We start from the raw sequence: 20,859 nt of genomic DNA on the forward strand, positions 1-20,859 counted from the left end.
CAGGATCTTTCAAAGGAAAAGACCCAGGAAGTCATTTCGCACTTCCTGGGTTTATTGTACTCACCAAAAGTCAAAATGTCAAATACTTTTTTTGATTTTTTGACTTTTATTTTTTTGCCCGTGGAAGTTCCCGCTAAAAATAGCTTTCTTCCTCATGGGATTTGGTGTAGACCTTCGCAAGGCACTGCCAAAGCAGCGCGGCAATCCGTCCCTCTTCAAGATCTTCTTCCAGATAGGCAGCGTCATCCGTTTCAAAATGGGCTGCCGCTTCCCGAAGGCGCGCCGCCTCGTCCCCGCCCAAGGCCTTTTCTTCCCAAAAATCGGCAAAAAGGATCAGGCGGTCAGCAATAGGTGCTTTCTTTCCAGTGCCGTTAAAGAAACCACCTAGGTCATGAAGGATTTCCCTAAGGAAACGCGCAGCATCTGCAAAGGTCTTGGGCACTTTAACAGCATCGTCGCAGGACTCTTGGGGTGTCTTTCCTGCAAGAAGGAAAAGACCTCGTTCGAGCTTACTCCGGTCTTCCGGATAGAGGGGGATTTCACCTGCAAGATGGCTGACAAGCTCAAAAAGGGCAGCAGGGTCCCCTTCTTTGAGTTCAAATTCCACCTCCCTAAGGGATTGGGAACGGTCGCCGCTTTCTATGATGCCTTCATCAAGGGAGAGCTCGACACGGCTTTTTCCTGCCGCAAGGTCCATGGCGTGGCGCGCAAAAGTGATCGTCACGGTTGGAACAAGTGATTCCCCATGAAGCAGGTCCTTCAGGCGCCTCGTCACTTCGGGAGGAAAACCTTCCGTCACAGGCGTTTCGTCCTTTAGGGGCACGGTATATTCACCGCGGACAGAAAAGCCTCCTGTGGATGTACCTTTTGTTTTGATGGTCGCTTCATAAGCGCTGCCATTGGTGACACGCACGCGGTAGGCCATGCGTTCCCGGTTCAAGGCACCATCTTTTGTATCATAATATATATTTTTGAGGCTAAGACGCTTTTCCGTTACCGGAAGAGCGGTTTTCGTGACGGTCCTAGCGGCAAAGAGCCTGTGGCATCCCGCCCGGGTCGTCAGGAGCTTCATTTCGATTTCCTTTCCCATTTCAGTTCCTTTCCTTAGGCGTGATCCGAATCTTTTGAAAGGGGTTCAGAAACAGGGGCTTTCCAGACAGCATCATAAATCTTCTCCAAGACGGAACCTGGTTCAATGGTCACCCACTCCTCTTTTTCCGCGCGCCACCGCTCCTTGATCTCATGATCCTTCGTTACAGAAAGCTTCATAATGGGCGCCATACGGCGATCCTTCGTAAAAAGGCCGAGGGTAAGCGCATACGAACCATCGGGCTGGGTCTTGCGGAAGCCTGCCACGCGGCCCTCACCGCGCTTCATGATGGTCGCTGTATCAAGATCCCAGCGGGTGCCGCCCTGTTCCGTGACAACAGCCTGCCACTCGGGATCAGGCAAATCTCCTTCCTGAGCAAGGGCGGGCATGCCTATAAGAAGCAAGCCAGCCATCAGGAAGGAAATAACAGTCTTTTTCATAGGAATCCTCCTTTCATTTTCTCTTTCAGTATAGCGAAGGCCTTCCGGCCTTGCAAGCACCATTGACAGCTTTTGTTATAATGAAAACGTAAGAATGATAAGAAAGAAGGTACATTCCCATGAATGAACACATTGAACCTTTTTCCTATGCTGAAGCCTTGATGAAGGCCCTCCCAAAGGCGTTCTCCTTTCAACCGAAAAAAAAGGCGCCATGAACACGATGGTCATCGGCTGGGGCGCCCTGGGCACCAACTGGGGAAAGCCCGTCCTCACGGTCTATGTACGGGAAAGCCGCTTGACCCGGGACTATCTCGATGCGTCAGGAGAATTTACGGTGAATGTCCCCCTGGGCGCCGTTGATCCTGAAATCATCAAGGTCTGCGGATCAAAATCGGGGCGTGACCTTGATAAAATCAAGACCCTCAGCCTGACGGTACAGCAAGGTGAAACTGTCAAGGCACCGGCATTCAAGGAACTGCCCCTAACCTTTGAATGCAAGGTTCTCTTCCGCCAGGTCGAAGCCCTGGAAAACCTGGCTCAACAGGAAGGCAAATGGTATCCAGCAGATCAAAACGGCAACAAAGACCGTCATATCCAGTACATCGCGGAAATCACGAGTGCCTATATCGTGAAATAAGGTGCAGCGGGAACACATGATGTGTCCCCGCCTTTGTTTTTTTAGGGACTATCTGGTATAATAATACTGTTATGCGGTTGTAGCTCAGATGGATAGAGCATCTGCCTCCTAAGCAGAGGGTCGCGCGTTCGACTCGCGCCAATCGCACCAATTGTATAACGTAGGGAACGTCCAACAAGGGCGTTCTTTTTTATATGGGGCTTCCTGTGAACGTACCCCTATAGGGACGGGAAACTGCTTGTGGAATCGATTGTCCCTTGTTTTTGCATTCTCCATCAAAAAAACGGTGGGAAGACTCCACCCTAAGCCGAGCCCTATATCTGCCTTCGGCTACGGCCTTTCCATACCGTTTCAGGGCCCGCAAAACGATGCTTTGCAGCAAGGCCCTGGAAAAATGGCAGCAAACGAAAAAGGCGTCAACTTGAAAATAAACGCAAGTTGACGCCTTTCTTCTATGTCAGGGACACGGCTCCCAGTTCATTTTTTCCTTAAAAACTTGCTTTGAGAATGGCTTTGACTTCATCCTTGGTCAGGACTTTATAACCGCCCTTCAAAATAAAGGTCGCATCAGCAATGCCGTCAATCATCGCTTCCGTGGCGCCCACTTCGCCAAGCTTCAAGGCGACACCAATTTCCTTCATCCACGCCTCCATAGCGGCAAGCCCCTCTTTGGCAATGGTTTCATCCGACTTGCCGTCGGGGCAGATCTGCCACACGTTCACAGCAAAACGTTTGAACTTACTGAGGCCATAGGGCAGGAGGAAACGGTAATAGGCAAGAGAAACGGCTGAAAGGGTCATGCCATGAGTAGCGTCCGTATAGGCACCGACAGCCTGTCCCAGCATATGGACCATCCAGTCCTGGGTCTTTCCCATACCAATGAGCGTATTAAGGGCCCACGTTGCCGTCCACATGAGGTTGCTGCGGGCTTCGTAATCCTTGGGGTTTTGAATGGCAATGCGGGAGGCGGCAATAACAGAACGCATGAGGCCTTCGGCAAGGTAATCAGAGGTATTATCATCATAGCCAGAAAAATACTGTTCGCAGATATGGTTGAACATATCATAGATCCCAGCTACCATCTGCCTCTTTGGGAGGGTAAACGTAAATTCAGGGTTCAGGATGGAAAAACGGGGGAAAACGCGTGCGTCAGCAAAAACGTGCCCTACTTTACGCTTTTCTTCATGGTTTGTAATGACGGAACCAGCGTTCATCTCAGACCCGGTTCCCACCATGGTCAGTATACAGGCAACAGGGACGATCCGGTCTTCCTTTTTCGGTTCTTCAAAACGGACATAGAACTTTTCCCAGGGATCATCATCAGCATAGGCGGAAACGGCAACTCCTTTGGCAAAATCGCAGCAAGATCCGCCGCCAACGGCAAGGATCAGGTCCGCCTTGCTGTCTTTGGCCGCTTTGGCGCCTTCCCGAAGCTTTTCAGCCGTTGGATTCGGCATGACGCCGGGAACTTCCGTAACCACCTTATGGTTCTTTTTTAGGTAGGAGAGAACGGCATCATAGATGCCATTTTTCTTGATGGAACCGCCGCCATAGACCAAAAGGACATTCGGTCCATAAAGGGGCAGTTCACGGTCCAGGTTTTCCAAGGACTGTGAGCCAAAATAGAGCGTTGTTGGATTATGATACATGAATTCTCCAAGCATGGGGATTCCTCCTTTGTTCTAGCATTGATTTTATTGTATCGGATGGGCTGGGCCCTTTCCAATGCTTCTTTTTTATTCTCTTTCATGCCTTTGGCGCATGCTTGCAGCCTAGAAAAAGCGTTTCAGCCATTTTACTTTTCTTTCCGTAAACGGGGCATAGCGCAAGGAAATGTCAAAGCGTGTCGTGTTCTTGACGATGCTTTTTTTATGGGAAAAAGCATCAAAGCTTGCCTTTCCATGATAACTTCCCATGCCGCTATTTCCCACCCCGCCAAAGGGTAGGTTTGGGTTTGTCACGTGAAGAAGGGTATCGTTGATGCAGCCGCCGCCAAAAGAAAGATTGGCAATGACCGCTTCTGCAACCGCCTTGTTTTCTGTGAACACATAACAAGCCAAGGGGTTAGGCAGCGTTTTGATGTGCGCTACGGCATTTTGCATGTCTTTTACAGCAATTATGGGAAGCAAGGGCCCAAAGATTTCATCTTCCATGATGGGATGATCAAAATCCGCCTCAGGCATCAAGGTAGGCGCAATCCTGCGTTTTTCCGCGTTCACAGCACCGCCAATAAGGCTGGATTCTGTTTTCATGAGGCCAATAAGCCGGTCGTAATGCCGCTGATTGATGATGGACGGATAAGCATCACTTTTTTCAGCATGGGGATAGCGCTTTCCAATCTCTTTTGTCATGGCAGCAAGAAGCGCGTCCTTTACACTTTCCTGTACGACAACGTAGTCCACGGCAATGCAGGTTTGACCGGCATTCATGAATTTTCCCCAGACGATGCGCCGTGCCGCAAGATCGATGTTCGCCGAGGCATCGACAAGGCAGGGACTCTTGCCACCCAATTCCAAGATGACGGGCGTCAAATGCTCGCTGGCAGCCTTCATGACGATCCTGCCTGCTGCTGGACTGCCGGTGAAAAAAATCATGTCGTACCTTTCCTGCCAAAGGGTCTCAAAGGGCAAGTCTGCCTCCGGACAATAGATATATTCCGGTGGGAAAAGGTCCGCAAGAAGATCTTTGATGGCACGGCTCGTATGGACACTTTCCGGGGAACACTTCACAATGGCACAGTTTCCTGCCGCAATCGCTCCCACAAGGGGCATCAGCGTAAGATTCAGGGGATAGTTCCAAGGCGCGATGATGAGCACCACGCCATACGGTTCGGTATAAATATGATTCGTCGCGGGAAAGAAAGTCAGGAACGAGCCATCTGCCTTTTTAGGATGGCTCCAAGCCTCGACATTGATCAGGGCTTCCTTGATTTCGCTACGGACCATGCCAACTTCTGTCATATACCCTTCGCCCCGTGATTTACCAAGATCCTTGTGCAGAGCTTCCAAAAGAAGATCTTCCCGTTCATCAAGGGCATCCATCAATTTTTTCAACATAATCTTGCGAAAGGCTATACTTTTTGTTGAATTCGAGTCAAAATAAGACTTTTGCTGAATCACGATGTCATGAAATTCCATGTGCTTTACTCCTCTGAAGCAATGCCGTCAGATTGTGACGGTGCTATGATTTGCTGGGGCAACATAGCAAAAAGTAGGAGATGGTGCCTATCCGGCTTTTTCAGCGAAGGTCGCAGCTTGCTTCAACCTGGGCAACAAGGATTTTTAGGTTCCTAAGGGCGGCCTTGAACGTGAGGTAATAATGATTTTCAACGCCGCAGCTTCTAACACCAATGACTCCTGCTTGTTTGAGGACTTTCAGGTGATGGGAAACCGCCGGTCTTGAAAGGTCAATTCGTTCCGTAATCCCGTTTACGGTCAGCCCTTCCCCAGGAAAATCCGTAAGGATAAGGATGATTTCCTGCCGTTTGGCATCATTGAGAACAGAAAAGATGGGGATACATTTCCGAAACTGTTCCATAATGGCAAGGTCTTTCTCTTTCATGAGCGAGGGCTCCTTTCCGCCTATCCGTTTATTCGTTTAATCACATAAACATAATAGGCTGAAGCCAATTTCTTGTCAACGAAAAAAGAGCCATGCCAAAGGCACGGCTCTATACTCTTTATTAGAATTTGTAGGAAACGCCGACATTGACGCCATGAGTCTTTACGTCCGTATCGCCGCTGAAATCCTTGTACTTACTGTCATTATAGGAAACATTGGCTTCCCAGTTATCCGTAATGGCATAGCCAACACCGACTTCATATTGGGTAATCGTATTGCCAATGCCAAACTTAGCCCACGGCGTGGTCTTGCCAAGGGGCAGACGGCCTGTTGCACCAACCTGGAAGCCATTGGTATTATCCGTATAGCCACGATGATGGGCACGATTGCGGACGTAGCCACCAAAACCGTAAAGATAGGGGTTGAACTGGTAGACCAGATTAACCTGATGACTCTGGACTGAAGCGTTATCATCGCCTTCATGAGAAGCATAGGTATAGTCCAAGCCAAGTCCATCGCTGATGCCTACAGTCGCTCCAACACGATAGCGGGTATCGCCGTCAAAGTCGATTGTATGCCCGTCCCGTTCTCCTTTAAGGGAACTGCCGAGGGTCACATTGGCATCGATCTGTGCACGGCCCGGTGCAATTTCAGCAAGCGGGGAAGCAGCCGCGAGGCTGGCAGGGATCAGGCCTAATACAAGGGCCAGCATGATGTTCTTCTTCATAGGGAAATCCCTCCTTATCCAATGAGTTGACGATTTTATTGACACTTTATTATAACAAAAAAATGGTCTTTTGTGAAGGAAGGGGGGCTGCGGTGTTACAGAAGACCCATCTAAACAAAAAAAGCCTGACCCAAAAAGGATCAGGCGCAATGCAGTCAGCCTAGGGAAAGAGGCTTTTCACCCGTCAGTTTGACGTGGATCAGGGCCACGACCAACCCGAGGAAGGTCGGCACGACCCAGGCCATGCCATCTGCAGAAAAAGGCAGCATGGCGTGGAACGAAAGAATCGTTTTTACAAAACCGGTTTCCTTGATCGCCGGGGAAAGGACGCTTAGGGCATCCCCCAAGGCAGCAAGGATTGTAAAGGCAGCCGGCCATTTATAAAAACGCGTATCATGGTGAAAGAAATACGCCGCATAGGTCGACAGAATGAGGGCAATGGCAAGGGGATAGATGAACATGAGGACGGGAATGGCTAAGCTAATGATCTGGGTAAGGCCCACGTTTGCCACAACAAAGGAAAATCCCGCCATGATATAGCAGTAGGTCCGATAACCCGGTCCTTTGGGAAACAGGGTATGGAAAGCTTCAGAACAACTCGTAATGAGCCCAATCGCCGTCTTGAAACAGGCAAGGGTCACGATGATGGCCTGGAGCAGCTGTCCCAAGGGGCCAAAGTAATAGGCCGCAATTTCCGCAAGGGCAATGCCGCCATTATCAGAAAGGGTCAAAGCCCCCATACTTGAAACACCAAGCCAGGTGATTGCCGTATAGATGACTGTCATGAGGACCGTTACGATCACGCCAACCTTAAAGATATCGCCTGTCATGGCCGTGCGGTCCGTCATGCCCAGACTCTGCAGGGTATTGATGACAACAATGGCAAAAGCAAGGACGGCAAGAACATCCATGGTGTTATAGCCTTCCTTGAACCCCGTAAGATAAGGCTGGGATACATAGGCTCCATGCGGCATCATGGCACTGTAGGAGCCCATGGGATGGATAAGGGCCACAGCCACAAGAAGTGCCAGAAAAAGAAGGAACGCGGGATTCAGGAACTTGCCAATGTAAACAATAAGCTTAGATGGTTTCAGTCCCATAAGAAGTGCAAGGGCCATGAAGACTCCCGTAAAAAGTGCCATAATCAGGGTTTCTGAACCGGGAGGCACAAAAGGAGCCACCCCGATCTGGAAGGATACAGAAGCCGTTCGAGGAAGCGCAAAACATGGACCAATGGTGAGATAGAGCAACACGGTAAAGATCTTGGAAAAGGTGGGATGGATGCGGTTTGCCAGGTCTTCGACGCTTGTGGCGCCAGAAATTCCCAGAGCAATGAGACCAATGAAGGGCATAAAGACACCTGTCGAAATAAAGCCCCAGTTTGCAAGCCAAAAATGGCTCCCGGCAAGCTGTCCCAGATGGACCGGGAAAATCAGGTTCCCTGCACCAAACATCATGCCAAAGAGCATGGATCCCAAAAAGAAATATTGAGCACGGGTCAGTTGTTTCATGAAGTTCTCCTTATGGATCGCAATTGAAAAATCAAGGATAAGCAAAATTGTTAGAGAAAGCGGGGCTGGTTATTTTGCCGTCAGGCCCCCATCGACGGAAAGAATGGCGCCTGTCATAAAGCCATTTAGCGGAGAAAGGACGGCGCAGATCATGTGGGCCACTTCTTCGGGTTCGCCAATGCGTCCCACAGGATAAATGGAGGCCATGCTCTCGACCGTATAGCCCCCTTCTTCCAGCTGTTTTTTTACAAGGGGCGTATTGACATCACCGGGGCAGAGGCAGTTAACGCGGACCCAAGGCGAAAGATCAAGCGCCGCGGAACGGGTAAAGGCGACGACAGCCCCTTTACTTGCAGCATAAACGGCGCAGCCATAATTGCCTTCAAGGGCAGCATCGGATGCAATGTTGAGGATGGAAGGACTGTCGTCACTGAGCAGGGAAAGAACCGCCTTTGTAAGGAAGATTGTACTCTTTACATTTTCATCCATCATCTTACTGTAGGATGCCTCCGTAATATCCTGAAGGGCTTCTTCCTGGTACATGCCGGCACAGTTAACAAGGAAATCCACTTTAGCATTCCCTTCCCCTGCAGCCTCCACTACTTTTTGACAGCCCTCAAGGGTACTTACATCCGCTTCAACGTAGGTGGCCTTACCCTTGCCATCAGAAAGGGCCGTAAGGGCGGCCTTGCCCTTTTCCGCGTCCCGACCCACAATAAAGACATGGGCTCCGTCACGGACAAGCATTTTGGCTGCCGCAAGACCAATCCCGGACGTACCGCCTGTGATGATGCCCCGTTTTTCTTCCATTCCGTATGCGTACACGGCGATTCTCCTTTCCATATCAAAAAAGGCGTTTCACCTAAGTGAAACGCCTTCCGCTTCTTGTTGTTTCCTTCAGATACGATTTATATCTTACAGCTTAACAACGTTTGCAGCTTGTTCACCGCGGTTGCCTTCGACAACGTCGAATTCAACAGCCTGGCCTTCTTCCAGGGTCTTGAAGCCTTCGCCCTGAATTGCGGAGAAATGAACGAATACGTCGCCGCCGTCTTCACGTTCAATAAAGCCATAACCCTTTTCAGCATTAAACCATTTAACTTTGCCAGTCATCTACTTGGCCTCCTAAAAAATATTGCGAAAAACCACACCAAACGTATGTCAAAACTCATTGTCGTAACATTCATTAAGTCCGCTTTTTCTGAGGTTCATTCTATCATACTCCCCACGCTTTTACAAGAAGATTGTCCAGTGATTTTTTCAAAACAGTTCCCGTACTTCCTATGGTTTCCATGGGCATAAGAGCAATAGGGCATAAAAAAAGCTCCTGTTTTCAGAACTTTCGAAACAATTTTCGTCTTGTTTATCTGAGACGCAAACGTCCCTCCTTTCATGATGGAGGTGTCCCTCTGTCTTTAAGAATGTTTTCACTGCGCTGATAGCCTCATAGAAGATTGCCGCTGACGAAAAAGGAACCTGTCCAGTCCCTTTCTTACGGGCAAAAAGGCCGCTCAGATGAGACAAAAAGAAAGACCTCGAAAAAATGCGTAATCCATTTTCTCGAGATCTTGTCAGCAGGAGTGCCGCTTAGGGGTTCTTTGCCTTGCAAGCAGAAAGGGGTAGGGAGCCAGCCGCAAAAGTTTTGACAAGGGCTTCCTTTTCCTTTTTCGTCAGTTTCTTGATAGCGCATTCCCGTTTCAAGGCTTCACTTTTTCCGGGGAGCTCTTCATAGTAAACCATGGAAAGGGCATGGAAAGCATGCGTAAACTTGGCTCCTTTTCCTGATACATGGGCCTTCAGCCGTGCTGATAGGTCCGTGGTCCACCCCGTATATAGGGAGCCATTGGCACAGCGAACCATGTACACGTAAGCTGCCATTATTTCAGGATTTCCACCTTATTCATGACCACGTCTTCAAGCGGACGGTCCTGGAAATCCGTCGGTGTGGACCCGATCTTATGGACAATGTCCATGCCTTCCACGATCTTGCCGAAAATGGCGTGATGGCCATCGAGCCACGGCGTTGGCACAAGGGTAATGAAGAACTGGCTGCCGCCTGTATTGGGCCCAGCATTGGCCATGGAAAGAATGCCTTCCCCGTCATGTTTGAGTCCTGGTCCAAATTCATCGTCGATCTGATAGCCTGGGCCGCCCATGCCTGTACCGGTTGGATCTCCGCCCTGGATCATGAAATCATCAATGACCCGGTGGAAAATAACACCGTCATAGAACCCTTTTTCTGCAAGATCAATGAAATTCTGGGCCGTCTTGGGCGCTTTGTCCTCAAAAAGTTCAGCTGTAAAATCGCCCAAGGTTGTTGAAAATCTAACTTTCTTGTTCATCATGCACCTCTTTGATTATATTCTGGGCCGACTCAAAGAGCGGCCAAACTGCTGTCAATAATCCCGCACGACAAGGCGGGAAAGATTCAGGGCTTCCCGTCCCGGCTGGGGCTGGGTTCTTTCGGCGAAGAGGAAAAGCTGTCCCTTATCGTCGACATAGAAGTTATCTTCTTCAAAGGCCGCGTCGCCGCCAAAGGCTTCGACAAGGGCACGTGCCTTAGCTAGGTTCTCCTTCCCAATAAAATCACTAAGGGTCAGACGGCGGCCGCTTGCAAGATCAAAAGTCATGGCGTACTGGATGTCTGTCACAGCGCTGGTCATGATGCGTGGGTCGGCGCCTCCCCACAGGGGGGACACGAACGCATAGCGCTCCACTTCCTTCCAGCTAGGACCATCATTGATGGATTTCACACTGTAAGCCCGGTAGCGGATAGGCGGTCCGGAAAAATAAAAGCTCAGGATGTTCCGCCGGTTATAGGTTACATAGCAGGAAAGATCACTGCCCACAGGTCCCGTCACAAAGCGGTACACATCGAGATAACGGCCGATTTCCCGATTGATGGCAAGTGCGACATCAGATGCCACCCCTCCGATAATCTGAGGATAGGTGCTGCGATGGACCTTGCTGATTTCTTCAAGGGTTGCCTGCTGACCTGCCTTAAGCGCCGTCTCCGGAATGGTATACCAACCGGTCACGCCATCGCGCGTCGTAACTTTGGCCCATTCCTTTTTTCCTAAGACACGTTTTCCGTAAATCATGCCTTCACTGCCTTGCGGGACTTCCCGGACGATGGCTGTCGGGCTTTCTTCAGGCAAACTGCGGAGATAGCCGCCGGAAAACAGGACCCGTTCCATCTTATGTTCCCGCGTTACAAATTCGATTCGGGCACCATGATCGTTTTCACCGGTTGTCGTGGTCTTGGTTTCCCGCTGGGTATTTTCAGCAGGCACGACATCGGGAGTCTTTTGATCTTTCTTTTCCCCACTGCAACCAGCGGTCAGCAGGGCGGCAAGGATCAAGGAAAGAAAAGCCGAGCCTTTCATCAGCCCTTTTTCCTCAAGTAATCTGCCGCGCCAAAGACAGCGACAAGACCGTCGCCCGTGGCTTTACTGATCTGCAGGGGCTGTCCAATGCAGTCACCGGCAGCATAGACACCGGGAATATTCGTTTCCAGACGTTTATTCACCTTGATGGTGTTTCCTTCCATGGCAAGTTCTGGCAAAAGGCGGGTTACAGGGTCACTTTCCCGAAGGATGAAAAGGCCGTCCATCCGCTGGGCATCATCAGCCTGCAGTACAAGCTCCTGCCCGTCCTTTGCAACACTCTTGGGGCGGTCCTTCCGTACGGTCACATTGCCCGGAACAGGGCCTTCCACATCAAACGTCACATAGGCTGTCACCTGACTTGCAAGACCTGCCAAAAATTCCACTTCGTGCCACTGGGCAGGAACGGTACAGATGACGCCAATGGGACGGTTCCGATAAAAGTTCCCGTCGCAGGTCGCGCAGTAACTGATTCCTGTCCCCACAAGGTCTGCTTCTCCCATAAGCTGGGCTGAACGGGGAATGCCCAAGGCGAGGATAACAGTCTTTGCCTCGGTTACGCCGCTTGGCGTGGCAAGATAAAAATGGCCGTCCAGGTTCATGATGCTAAGGATTTTTTCAGATACGATTTCCGTTCCGGCTTTTTTGGCATGGTCCAAGAAGGCTTGCATGAGCGCCTTGCCTGAAATGTCGGGAAAGCCAAGGTAATTTGTGATGTGGGAAGCCTTTTGCAACGCAAGGCCAAAACTGCCCGGATCAAACAGAACAGTCGATAAATTGCGGTTTTTCGCCGTGACCGCGGCACTGAGGCCAGCCGGTCCGCCGCCAACGATAGCAAGATCATAAATCATAGGGATTCTCCTTGGGTTGTGCGAGTTGGATCTGCAGGAGCTGAAACTGCCTGCATCGCTTTTCATTATATCATATGGAGGGGACAGAAAAATAGGCCGCCCAGAGGGCAGCCTAAAAAAACGCTTATGAACGGGTCCTGGGCGGTACGGCAAACTGCAGGGGATTTTCCGTCTGCCCGTTTTCCCGGACTTCAAAATGCAGATGCGGGCCTGTACTGTAGCCGCTGCTGCCCACGTAGCCAATGACCTGTCCGCGGGACACCTGCTGCCCCACTGTAACGGCAAGGGCACTCATGTGGCCATAGGCTGTCGACATCCCGGACCCATGGTCAATACTGATAAAACGCCCGTAGCCGCCATTGAGTCCGGCCGCTGTCACGGTGCCTGCCGCGGCAGCCTTTACAGGTGCGCCAAAGTCCGCTGCAATATCAAGACCGGAATGGTACTCGGAGCCACCGCCAAAGGGATCGGCCCGCAGCCCATAAAAGGAACTGATTTCTCCGCCGTCAAGGGGCCAGCCATAGGTCCCGTCACCCGTACTTGAAAGGGCAAGAAGCATATTGGTGAGGTTTTCTTTTTTGTAGGCAAGGCGTTTCCAGTTGATTTCGTCCTGTACTTCAAGGACCTGGAGCTGATCGTCCGTTGAGGGGCCGCCTTTGCCTCCCTGGTCCAGTTCCTGGGACTTTTGGTCCACCGATTCTTCGCCAATCTTCACGCCGTCTGCTTTCAGTTTTTCTCGGACAGCCGCTTCCAATTTAGCCACTTGGGAAAGTTCCCGCTGAAGTTTTTCATTGTTATCCATAAGCTTGGCCAGGCGTTCCGTATAGACCCCGTAATCGGCCCGGTAATGCTGGAGTTCTTCCTGTTCGGCCCAGGCCCGGGAAAGCAGGCCTGCACAGACGGCAAGGGCGACTGCACAAAAGGCGGTGCTTAAGGCGGCAAGCGTCACCAGCTTGGGTCCCACTGAAAGCTGGTGACGCTTTCCCTGCCGGTCCTGCCAAGTAAACGCCCCATGGATGTCGCCCCATCCCGGGAGGTGATCAATCAGCTGCTTTCCTTTTTCTTTTATTGCATGTTTATCCATCATGGCTCTTTGCCCTACGCTTCTTTCATTGAAATTTCGTAATGTTTTATATCATAAACCTTTCCAAAAGACAAGGGTTGCCCCAAAATTATCACAAAAAAAGCTCCCGGTCGGCGTTTTTCGCACTGCGTACAGATGAAAAACGCTGACCAAGGGTCCTTAGGGAAAGGATCTGGGAGGCATTTTATTGGTTCTTCACTAAAATTTGTGGGGTCATAGACAAATAAATATTGAAAAAGGACATCAAATTCTCCAAAATGTAAGGTGACCAAACCAAAATAAAGGAGAATTGAGATGTCCTCTATTTAGTACATTATTCAAGCAGACCTGTTTTGTCAAGACCCAGATTACCTTGTTTTCTTCCCTGAAGATCCTTTGGATGATTCCACGGCATGGGTGGTCACCAGCCAGAAGCGTCATATCGATCTTCTCTGCCCTTGCTGCGTAAAGCCAATGCATGTCTATGGCACGTACCGAACTCGCCTAAGAACGGTGCCTATGCAGCCGAATGCCAGGCGCACTGTCCTCTTCGAGGGGCACCGCTTCCGGTGCCCTTGCTGTCAGGAAACAGTTACGGAACTCAATCCGTTTTGATATGAACTTCGAAATGAGAAGGTCATGGTATTCCTTAGTGGAATATCATGAAAATACAAAAAAGGCCGGAGATCCATAGAGACAATGGATCCCCGGCCTTTTGCCGTAAACGAATAAGGAACAGCCATGTTTTGTTTTCTGTGGAACCTTCCTGCGGCCTATTTCAAAAGTCCCAATTTATGACCCAGCCACGCCATGCGTCGGCCGAGGAAAGGGATTTCCAGCAGTTCTTCTTCTGTCAAAGTCTTTAGCAAGAGGAGCATCAGGATATAGACGGGCACTGCAACCAAGATGCTGAGGAAAAGCGCCAGCCCGCCGCGGCTGACAAGGGAAAGGACGAGCATTACAGCGCCTCCCATGACCGCTGCACAAAGGGCAGTCTTAAGAAGCTGCCGCCCTTCAAAGGTAAAGGCTGTATACTTCTTAATGAAAAAGAGGTTAAGAAGGGCTGCAATCCCAATATCGGCAACGGTTGCCCAACTCGATCCCTTGATTCCGAGGGTTGGCATCGCCGTCAGGTTCCAGTTGAGGAAGACCTTGACGATGGCTGCGATGATCATATTGATGACAGGGATGCGGGTCTTGCCAAGGCCCTGAAGGATGCCCGTCGACACCTGATGGAGGCCCAAAAGGAAGATGGCCCAGCTCATGATTTCAATGGCCGGTCCTGCTGCCGGTGCGTTATAGATGAGGGCAGCCACCCGTCCGCCCAAAACGTGAAGGCCGACGCTGCAGGGAATGGTGATGACCGAGGCCACCGTAAAAGCCGTTGCCACCTTGCTGCGAATGCCCGCTTCATCAGAAAGGGTCCGGGACTCACTGATAGCCGGCACAAGGCTGATGGAAAGAGCAGCCGTAAGGATTGTTGACATGTTGATAAGCGGCACGGCCATGCCAGAAAGGTAGCCGAAAAGGGTCGTTGCCTCGCCCGGGGCGTCCCAACCGCCGATCTTCAGCCGGGTTGGCACAATCATCATGTCAAGGTTAGACACTATGGGAAGCATGAGGCTTGACATGGAAACCGGCAGGGCTAGGGCAATGAGACGCTTCATAATATAGCCCGCTGACTCCTGCGTCTTGGGCGTCCTGTCCACCCCTTTGGGGAAAAACTTCTTCTTGAGCTTTAGATAAAAGCCCATCAAAACAAGGAGCCCGCAGAAAGCGCCTGCTCCCGCCCCCATGCTGGCGCCGGCAGCGGCGTAAGTAAGACCGTAAGGCAAGAGCAGGGCAGAAAAGACAATCATGGTTCCAACCCGTACAACCTGTTCCGTGATTTCCGAGCAGGCGGTCGGCGTCATGATCTGCCAGCCCTGGAAATAACCGCGGAAACTGGCGAGAAACGTAACGAAAAAAACGGCCGGAGCCAGGGCGATGATGGAATAATAGGCCCGTGCATCAGGAAGGACCGTTTCCACAAGCCAGTGGGCCAGCACCACAAGGAGCAGGGAAAAAAGGAGACCCGTGCAAAACAGCATCTTCAGGGAAACATGAAAGACGCGCTGCGCGCCTCCATAGTCTTCCATAGCCACCTTTTCTGCCGTAATGATGGAAATGGCCACTGGGATTCCTGCCGAAGAGACCGTAATGGCCATCAAATAGATAGGAAATCCCATCTGATAGAGTCCAATGCCCTCCCCACCCATGATTCGGGAAAGGATAACCCAATTGAGGGCTCCTATGACCTTGACAACAATACTGGAAATGGTAAGGATCAACGTCCCTTTGAGGAACTTGTTATTGCCCTGGGACTTTGTCACTTCTTCACTCATGCCGCGACCATCCTTCTTTGTCATGATAAGCCAAAGGCTTGTATCCATTGCATAGCGTATAGCACATCATTCTATCATATTTAAGAGAAAAAGTGCAATCGCACAGGGACTTCCCCGCGTTTTTGAACACGGACCAAGCTCTTTTTCCCTTTGATTCCTATAGACAAAGACCCTTTTTTGATGTACCATTGATATACCTTCAACTGTATATTTTTTATTTCCATTTATTTTAGGAAGAAAATATAGAAAAATAGGGGAAATCCATCATTCCACGCTAGGAAATATGGTATAATTAGCTGTTAAGACCTATTGTTTTAGAGGTGTATCATGAGTACTTATCAAGTAGGGTTGGACATTGGTTCCACTACTGCTAAAATGGTCGTTCTGGATGGCAGCAAACAAGTTGTTTTCTCCCGTTACAAGAGGCACCAAGCCAATATCATGGGAGTCCTCAAGGAAGAGCTGTCCGAACTTACCGCAGCCATCGGAGAGGCGGCCGTCAAAATCAAAGTGACGGGCTCCGTTGGCATGGGGATTGCGGAAAAATTCAAGCTTGCTTTCGAGCAGGAAGTCATCGCCGCGACCAAATTTGTCAAGGAAAAATACCCTGAAGTGGCCACCCTCATCGATATTGGTGGGGAAGACGCCAAGATTGTCTACATCAAACCCGATGGCACGTGTGACCTGCGCATGAACGGGAACTGTGCCGGCGGGACAGGGGCTTTTCTTGACCAAATGGCCGTACTCCTTGACGTGCCCATTGACAAACTGAACGAGCTTGCCGAAAAAGCGGAACACGTCCACTATATTGCTTCCCGCTGCGGCGTTTTTGCCAAGACGGATATCCAAAACCTCCTCAGTAAAGGTGTAAGCCGTGAGGACATTGCGGCGTCAATCTATCATGCCGTCGCTGTACAGGTCATTACGACCCTTTCCCATGGCTGCACAATCAAGCCGAAAATCCTTCTGTGCGGCGGACCGCTCACCTTCATGCCGAGCCTCCGCAAAGCTTTGATGGATGCGCTTCACGTCCCCTATGTAGAGTTCATTGTTCCCGATAAGGCAAACCTTATCCCGGCTTACGGGACTGCCCTCAGTGCAGAGGACGCCCCGTCAACGAGCTTGCAGAAACTCCGCGACCGGATTGCTTCTGCTCCTAAGGACGCTGTCCGGGTCACCGATACGGTGCCACCCATCTTCCATGATGAAAAAGAATATGCCGACTGGAAAAAGGAAAAGGAAGCGGACCAGATTATTCTGTCGCCCCTGACCAAAGATACGGACAAAGTCTTTGTCGGCATCGATTCCGGTTCGACCACGACGAAACTTGTCGTGACCGACGAAAACGACCGCATCCTTTATACCCACTACGGCCCCAATAACGGCAACCCCGTGGGAGCGGTGCGTGAGGCTTTTGCCGATTTTTATACAAAATGCCTGGCCGTTGGGGCCAATCCCCGCATCATGGGAAGCTGCTCTACAGGCTATGGCGAAGACCTTATCAAGGCAGCCTTCAGCCTCAACACGGGCATCATCGAAACCATTGCCCACTATTTGGCAGCCAAGAAAATCAACGACAAGGTTTCCTTCATCCTCGATATTGGCGGTCAGGACATGAAAGCCATCTTTGTCGATCACGGCGTACTGAACCGCATGGAGCTGAATGAATCCTGTTCGTCCGGCTGCGGGACCTTTCTCCAGACTTTTGCCAAGGGCCTCAACTACAGCGTCAGTGAATTTGCGGACCTCGCCTGCAAGGCCCATCATCCCTGCGATTTGGGAACGCGCTGCACGGTCTTTATGAACTCCAAAGTCAAGCAAAGCCTTCGCGAAGGGGTCACCAGCGCAGACATTGCGGCCGGTCTTGCCTATTCAGTTGTGAAGAACTGCCTGTATAAGGTCCTTAAACTCAAGAGCCCACAGGAACTGGGCAATGAGATTGTGCTCCAAGGGGGCACCATGAAAAACGATGCCGTAGTCCGGGCCTTTGAAATCCTCACAGGGACCAAGGTCCATCGCAGCAACATCCCTGAAATCATGGGAGCCTATGGCTGTGCCCTTTATGCCAAAACCAAGGGCCATGGTCAGGCGACCGTAGATGATATGATCCATGTTGCTTCCTTCAAGGATGCCCAGCTGACCTGTCACGGCTGCGAAAACAACTGCCTCATCAAGAAGTATCAATTCGATAATGGATCCATCTATTATTCGGGCAACAAATGCGAAAAATACTTTACCAATAATGGCGATGATGTGACCCCTGGTGAGAATATCTACACCTATAAGTACGATCTGCTCTTTAACCGGCCCATCAACGAGGAGGCGGAACGCACCATTGGGCTGCCGCGGACCCTTAATATGTATGAGGACTATCCTTTCTGGCATGCCCTATTTACGTCCTGCGGCCTAAAGGTCCAGCTTTCTGACCCGTCCACCCTGCACCTTTATGAGACAGGGCTTCATGACGTGATGAGCGACAACATCTGTTTTCCCGCCAAACTTGTCCATGGCCATATCCTGAACCTCATCCAAAAGCGGGTCAATCGGATCTTCATGCCCTACGTCATCTATGAACAGCAGGATGATAAGCGGCAAATCAACAGCTATAACTGCCCAGTTGTTTCGGGGTACTCCGACGTCATCAAAAGTGTCACGGAAACACAGATCCCCATCGACGCTCCGCCCATCAACTTCCAAGACGAAAAGCTGCTCAAAAAGCAGCTCCGAAAATACCTCTCCTATATTGGCTTTGACCGTTTCACGGCCGATAAGGCCATTGCCAGCGCCCTCAAGGCCCAAGAAGAGTACCGCCGAAAGATCCAGGAAAAGAACGAGGAGATTCTCGAAAAAAGCCGCCGACAAGGAAAACTCACCATTCTCCTTGCAGGCCGGCCTTACCATGCCGATCCCCTGGTCCAACATAAACTCAGCGACACCATTGCCGCCATGGGCATCAACGTCATCAACGAAGACCTGGTACGAGGCAACGAATCCATCGATATCAGCGACACGTACCTCATCAAGCAGTGGGCCTATATCAACCGCATCCTAAAATCCGCTGACTGGGTAGCCCGTCAGGACAACACCATCCACTTCATGGAAATGACAAGCTTTGGCTGTGGACCTGACGCCTTCCTCCAAGATGAGATTCGCGGTCTTTTGCAGCGCCATGGAAAAGCCCTGACGCTCCTCAAGATTGATGATGTATCGAACATCGGCTCCCTGAAACTCCGCGTCCGGTCCGTTGTGGAAAGCATTCGCTACAATGAAGACAGCAAACGTCGGGCCGAGCCTTTTATCGACACGCCGCGCTTTGAAAAGAGCATGAAGGACTACACCATCCTGACGCCATACTTTACCCCCACCTTGTCACCGCTCATTCCGTCTGTCATGAAGGTTTTGGGCTATCACGTAGAGACCCTGCCCCAGAGCACGGGGCTATCCGCCGACATGGGCCTGCGCTTTGCCAACAACGAGGTCTGCTATCCGGCAACCCTTGTTGTGGGGGATTTCGTGGAAGCTTTGAAATCAGGGAAATATGATCTTCAAAAGACGGCCGTTGCCATTACCCAGACGGGCGGTCAGTGCCGAGCTTCAAACTATTTCGGTCTGATCAAGCATGCCCTCGTTTCTGCAGGGTTCAAGGATGTTCCTGTCATTTCCCTTGCAACGAGCAGCAGTATCCAAAACGATCAGCCTGGATTCCATATCAACTGGCTGAAGATTGCTAAGATCACGGTTACAACCATCCTCTTCTCGGACTGCCTGTCAAAATTCTATAATGCTGCAGTCGTCCGTGAAAAAAAGAAGGGATTGGCAGAAAAACTGCGCAGCAAGTACCTCGACCTCGCCAAGGTGCAAATCGAAAAGAACCATTCCAAGGGGCTTTTGAAACTGCTCAAGGAAGCGGCCCAGGAATTTACGGATGCCGTCAAACCCAATGTAAAACTGCCTCAAGTCGGGATTGTTGGAGAAATCTACCTCAAGTTCAACGCCTTTGCCCACAAGAATATCACAGGCTGGCTCATGGACCATCATATTGAGGTGATGCCGCCCCTTATGACGCCCTTTTTCATGCAGGCCTTCGTCAATCGGCTGACCAATGATAAGTTTGACCTCAAGCATGACCGGATTCCCCATCTCCTGGTGGATTTTATCTATCTCCAAATTGTCAAGATCATCGATAAAGTCAACAAGATTGGCCGTGCTTTCCCCTATTTCACTCCTTTTGAAGACATCTACGAGATGGCCAATGACGGCAAGGGCATTATCAACATGGCTGCCCAGTTTGGAGAAGGCTGGCTGCTGCCGGCTGAAGTTATTGGATTTGCCAAAAGAGGCATTCCCAATGTCATCAGTCTCCAACCCTTTGGCTGCATTGCCAACCACATCATCGCCAAGGGCATTGAAAAAAAGGTCAAGACCCTTTATCCGGAAATGAACCTCCTGAGTCTGGATTTTGATAGCGGCGTCAGCGATGTCAATGTCACGAACCGTCTCCTGCTTTTTGTTGAAAATATCAAGACCAGCAAGGCACCCACCCCAAGAAAAGAGGCACAAAAAGAAGAAGCCTTCCAAGGTGAGATTATGCTGTAAATAAAAATCGTGGAACCGGAACTCCGGTCCCACGATTTTTTTGCATAAAAGAACGCTGGGAAAAAATTCCCAGCGTTCTTGATCAGCCTTCAATGGCAATCATTTTTTTGTTTTCAGACTGCGGCAACTCCTTCTTGGGAATCGACAGCTTCAGGATCCCGTCAGCATATTTTGCCTTGATGTCGCTTTCCTTCACACCGTCACCGACGAAGAAAGTACGGCTCGAACGGCCGAAGCTCCGTTCGCGGCGGATATAATGGCCTGCCTTGTCCTTTTCGTCCTTATCAAGGCTCTTTTCGGCAGAAATGGTCAGATAGCCATTTTCGAGTTCTGCATGGATTTCATCCTTCTTGAAGCCCGGCAGATCCATATCGAGTTCATAATGGTCACCCACATCACGGACATCGGTCTTCATGAGGTTCTTACCATGTTTTCCATAAAGGGCGCTGCGGTCCATAAAGGAATCAAAGCCATCCATAAAATCATCAAACACATTGTCATTAAAAATGCTCGGCAGTAACATAAGTCATTCCTCCAATCAAATATTACGGCCTTCACACAGGTCTTTTCATTTCTTGGAACGGTGGAAAGGAACCCTGCTCCTTCTGGGGGG

18 protein-coding genes and 1 tRNA gene are annotated in these 20,859 nt (G+C 50.4%); 3 read left to right on the forward strand and 16 right to left on the reverse strand.

From position 1 onward, the window contains the following. Positions 1-133: 133 nt before the first annotated feature. Positions 134-1,090, reverse strand: coding sequence for a CYTH domain-containing protein (locus HMPREF1246_RS08400; protein ID WP_021737261.1), 957 nt, complete (start codon positions 1,088-1,090; stop codon positions 134-136). A gap of 14 nt (positions 1,091-1,104) precedes the next feature. Further along, a complete protein-coding gene (locus tag HMPREF1246_RS08405) occupies positions 1,105-1,530 on the reverse strand; it encodes a hypothetical protein (protein ID WP_021737271.1) in 426 nt (141 codons plus the stop codon). 211 nt (positions 1,531-1,741) lie between these two features. Between HMPREF1246_RS08405 and HMPREF1246_RS08410 the strand changes: the two genes are divergently transcribed. Both HMPREF1246_RS08410 and HMPREF1246_RS08415 read left to right on the forward strand, forming a co-directional pair. Further along, positions 1,742-2,167, forward strand: coding sequence for a flavin reductase family protein (locus HMPREF1246_RS08410; protein ID WP_021737262.1), 426 nt, complete (start codon positions 1,742-1,744; stop codon positions 2,165-2,167). 73 nt (positions 2,168-2,240) lie between these two features. Then, positions 2,241-2,317: transfer RNA gene (locus HMPREF1246_RS08415), tRNA-Arg, on the forward strand. A gap of 338 nt (positions 2,318-2,655) precedes the next feature. On the opposite strand, the gene HMPREF1246_RS08420 is transcribed toward HMPREF1246_RS08415, so the two are convergent. The 13 genes from HMPREF1246_RS08420 to HMPREF1246_RS08480 all read right to left on the reverse strand — a co-directional run bounded on the left by HMPREF1246_RS08420 (position 2,656) and on the right by HMPREF1246_RS08480 (position 15,674). After that, positions 2,656-3,831, reverse strand: a complete 1,176-nt coding sequence (locus HMPREF1246_RS08420) for an iron-containing alcohol dehydrogenase (protein WP_009015304.1) — start codon at positions 3,829-3,831, stop codon at positions 2,656-2,658. 108 nt (positions 3,832-3,939) lie between these two features. Beyond that, the gene (locus tag HMPREF1246_RS08425) at positions 3,940-5,304 is read right to left on the reverse strand and encodes an aldehyde dehydrogenase (RefSeq protein WP_014129152.1); all 1,365 of its coding nucleotides are present in this window, start codon (positions 5,302-5,304) and stop codon (positions 3,940-3,942) included. 100 nt (positions 5,305-5,404) lie between these two features. Beyond that, the gene (locus tag HMPREF1246_RS08430) at positions 5,405-5,728 is read right to left on the reverse strand and encodes a helix-turn-helix transcriptional regulator (protein ID WP_014129153.1); all 324 of its coding nucleotides are present in this window, start codon (positions 5,726-5,728) and stop codon (positions 5,405-5,407) included. 121 nt (positions 5,729-5,849) lie between these two features. Next, on the reverse strand, positions 5,850-6,455 hold the full coding sequence (locus tag HMPREF1246_RS08435; RefSeq protein WP_014129154.1) for an outer membrane beta-barrel protein: 606 nt from the start codon (positions 6,453-6,455) through the stop codon (positions 5,850-5,852). A 155-nt stretch (positions 6,456-6,610) separates the two neighbouring features. Beyond that, on the reverse strand, positions 6,611-7,966 hold the full coding sequence (brnQ, locus tag HMPREF1246_RS08440) for a branched-chain amino acid transport system II carrier protein (protein ID WP_009015308.1): 1,356 nt from the start codon (positions 7,964-7,966) through the stop codon (positions 6,611-6,613). Between the two features lie 69 nt (positions 7,967-8,035). Next, complete coding sequence (locus tag HMPREF1246_RS08445) at positions 8,036-8,776, reverse strand: SDR family NAD(P)-dependent oxidoreductase (RefSeq protein WP_035224673.1); 741 nt, start codon at positions 8,774-8,776, stop codon at positions 8,036-8,038. 105 nt (positions 8,777-8,881) lie between these two features. Beyond that, positions 8,882-9,079 carry a cold shock domain-containing protein gene (locus tag HMPREF1246_RS08450; protein WP_009015310.1) on the reverse strand — a complete coding sequence of 66 codons (198 nt, stop codon included), beginning with the start codon at positions 9,077-9,079 and terminating at the stop codon, positions 8,882-8,884. Between the two features lie 474 nt (positions 9,080-9,553). Further along, positions 9,554-9,844 carry a GIY-YIG nuclease family protein gene (locus HMPREF1246_RS08455; RefSeq protein WP_009015311.1) on the reverse strand — a complete coding sequence of 97 codons (291 nt, stop codon included), beginning with the start codon at positions 9,842-9,844 and terminating at the stop codon, positions 9,554-9,556. Next, positions 9,844-10,311 (reverse strand): peptidylprolyl isomerase, encoded by a 468-nt coding sequence (locus HMPREF1246_RS08460; RefSeq protein ID WP_009015312.1) that lies wholly within the window; start codon positions 10,309-10,311, stop codon positions 9,844-9,846. The genes HMPREF1246_RS08455 and HMPREF1246_RS08460 overlap by 1 nt, the downstream gene beginning before the upstream one ends. Positions 10,312-10,362: 51 nt before the next feature. Further along, entirely contained in the window at positions 10,363-11,352 is a 990-nt protein-coding gene (locus HMPREF1246_RS08465; protein WP_021737248.1) for a hypothetical protein, read from the reverse strand. Further along, on the reverse strand, positions 11,352-12,203 hold the full coding sequence (locus HMPREF1246_RS08470; RefSeq protein WP_009015314.1) for an NAD(P)/FAD-dependent oxidoreductase: 852 nt from the start codon (positions 12,201-12,203) through the stop codon (positions 11,352-11,354). Before HMPREF1246_RS08470 ends, HMPREF1246_RS08465 begins: the two co-directional genes overlap by 1 nt. Positions 12,204-12,327: 124 nt before the next feature. Further along, positions 12,328-13,290, reverse strand: coding sequence for a M23 family metallopeptidase (locus tag HMPREF1246_RS08475; RefSeq protein WP_009015315.1), 963 nt, complete (start codon positions 13,288-13,290; stop codon positions 12,328-12,330). A 749-nt stretch (positions 13,291-14,039) separates the two neighbouring features. Beyond that, positions 14,040-15,674: a polysaccharide biosynthesis protein gene (locus HMPREF1246_RS08480; RefSeq protein ID WP_009015320.1), complete on the reverse strand. Its 1,635-nt coding sequence runs from the start codon at positions 15,672-15,674 to the stop codon at positions 14,040-14,042. 303 nt (positions 15,675-15,977) lie between these two features. On the opposite strand from HMPREF1246_RS08480, the gene HMPREF1246_RS08485 reads away from it, so the two are divergent. Beyond that, the gene (locus tag HMPREF1246_RS08485) at positions 15,978-20,246 is read left to right on the forward strand and encodes an acyl-CoA dehydratase activase-related protein (protein WP_021737269.1); all 4,269 of its coding nucleotides are present in this window, start codon (positions 15,978-15,980) and stop codon (positions 20,244-20,246) included. A gap of 82 nt (positions 20,247-20,328) precedes the next feature. Here HMPREF1246_RS08485 and HMPREF1246_RS08490 read toward each other — a convergent pair whose 3' ends face one another. Beyond that, positions 20,329-20,769, reverse strand: coding sequence for an Hsp20/alpha crystallin family protein (locus HMPREF1246_RS08490; RefSeq protein WP_009015322.1), 441 nt, complete (start codon positions 20,767-20,769; stop codon positions 20,329-20,331). Between the last annotated feature and the right edge of the window lie 90 nt (positions 20,770-20,859).

Source organism: Acidaminococcus sp. BV3L6, assembly GCF_000468835.1.
GTDB lineage: Bacteria > Bacillota > Negativicutes > Acidaminococcales > Acidaminococcaceae > Acidaminococcus > Acidaminococcus intestini.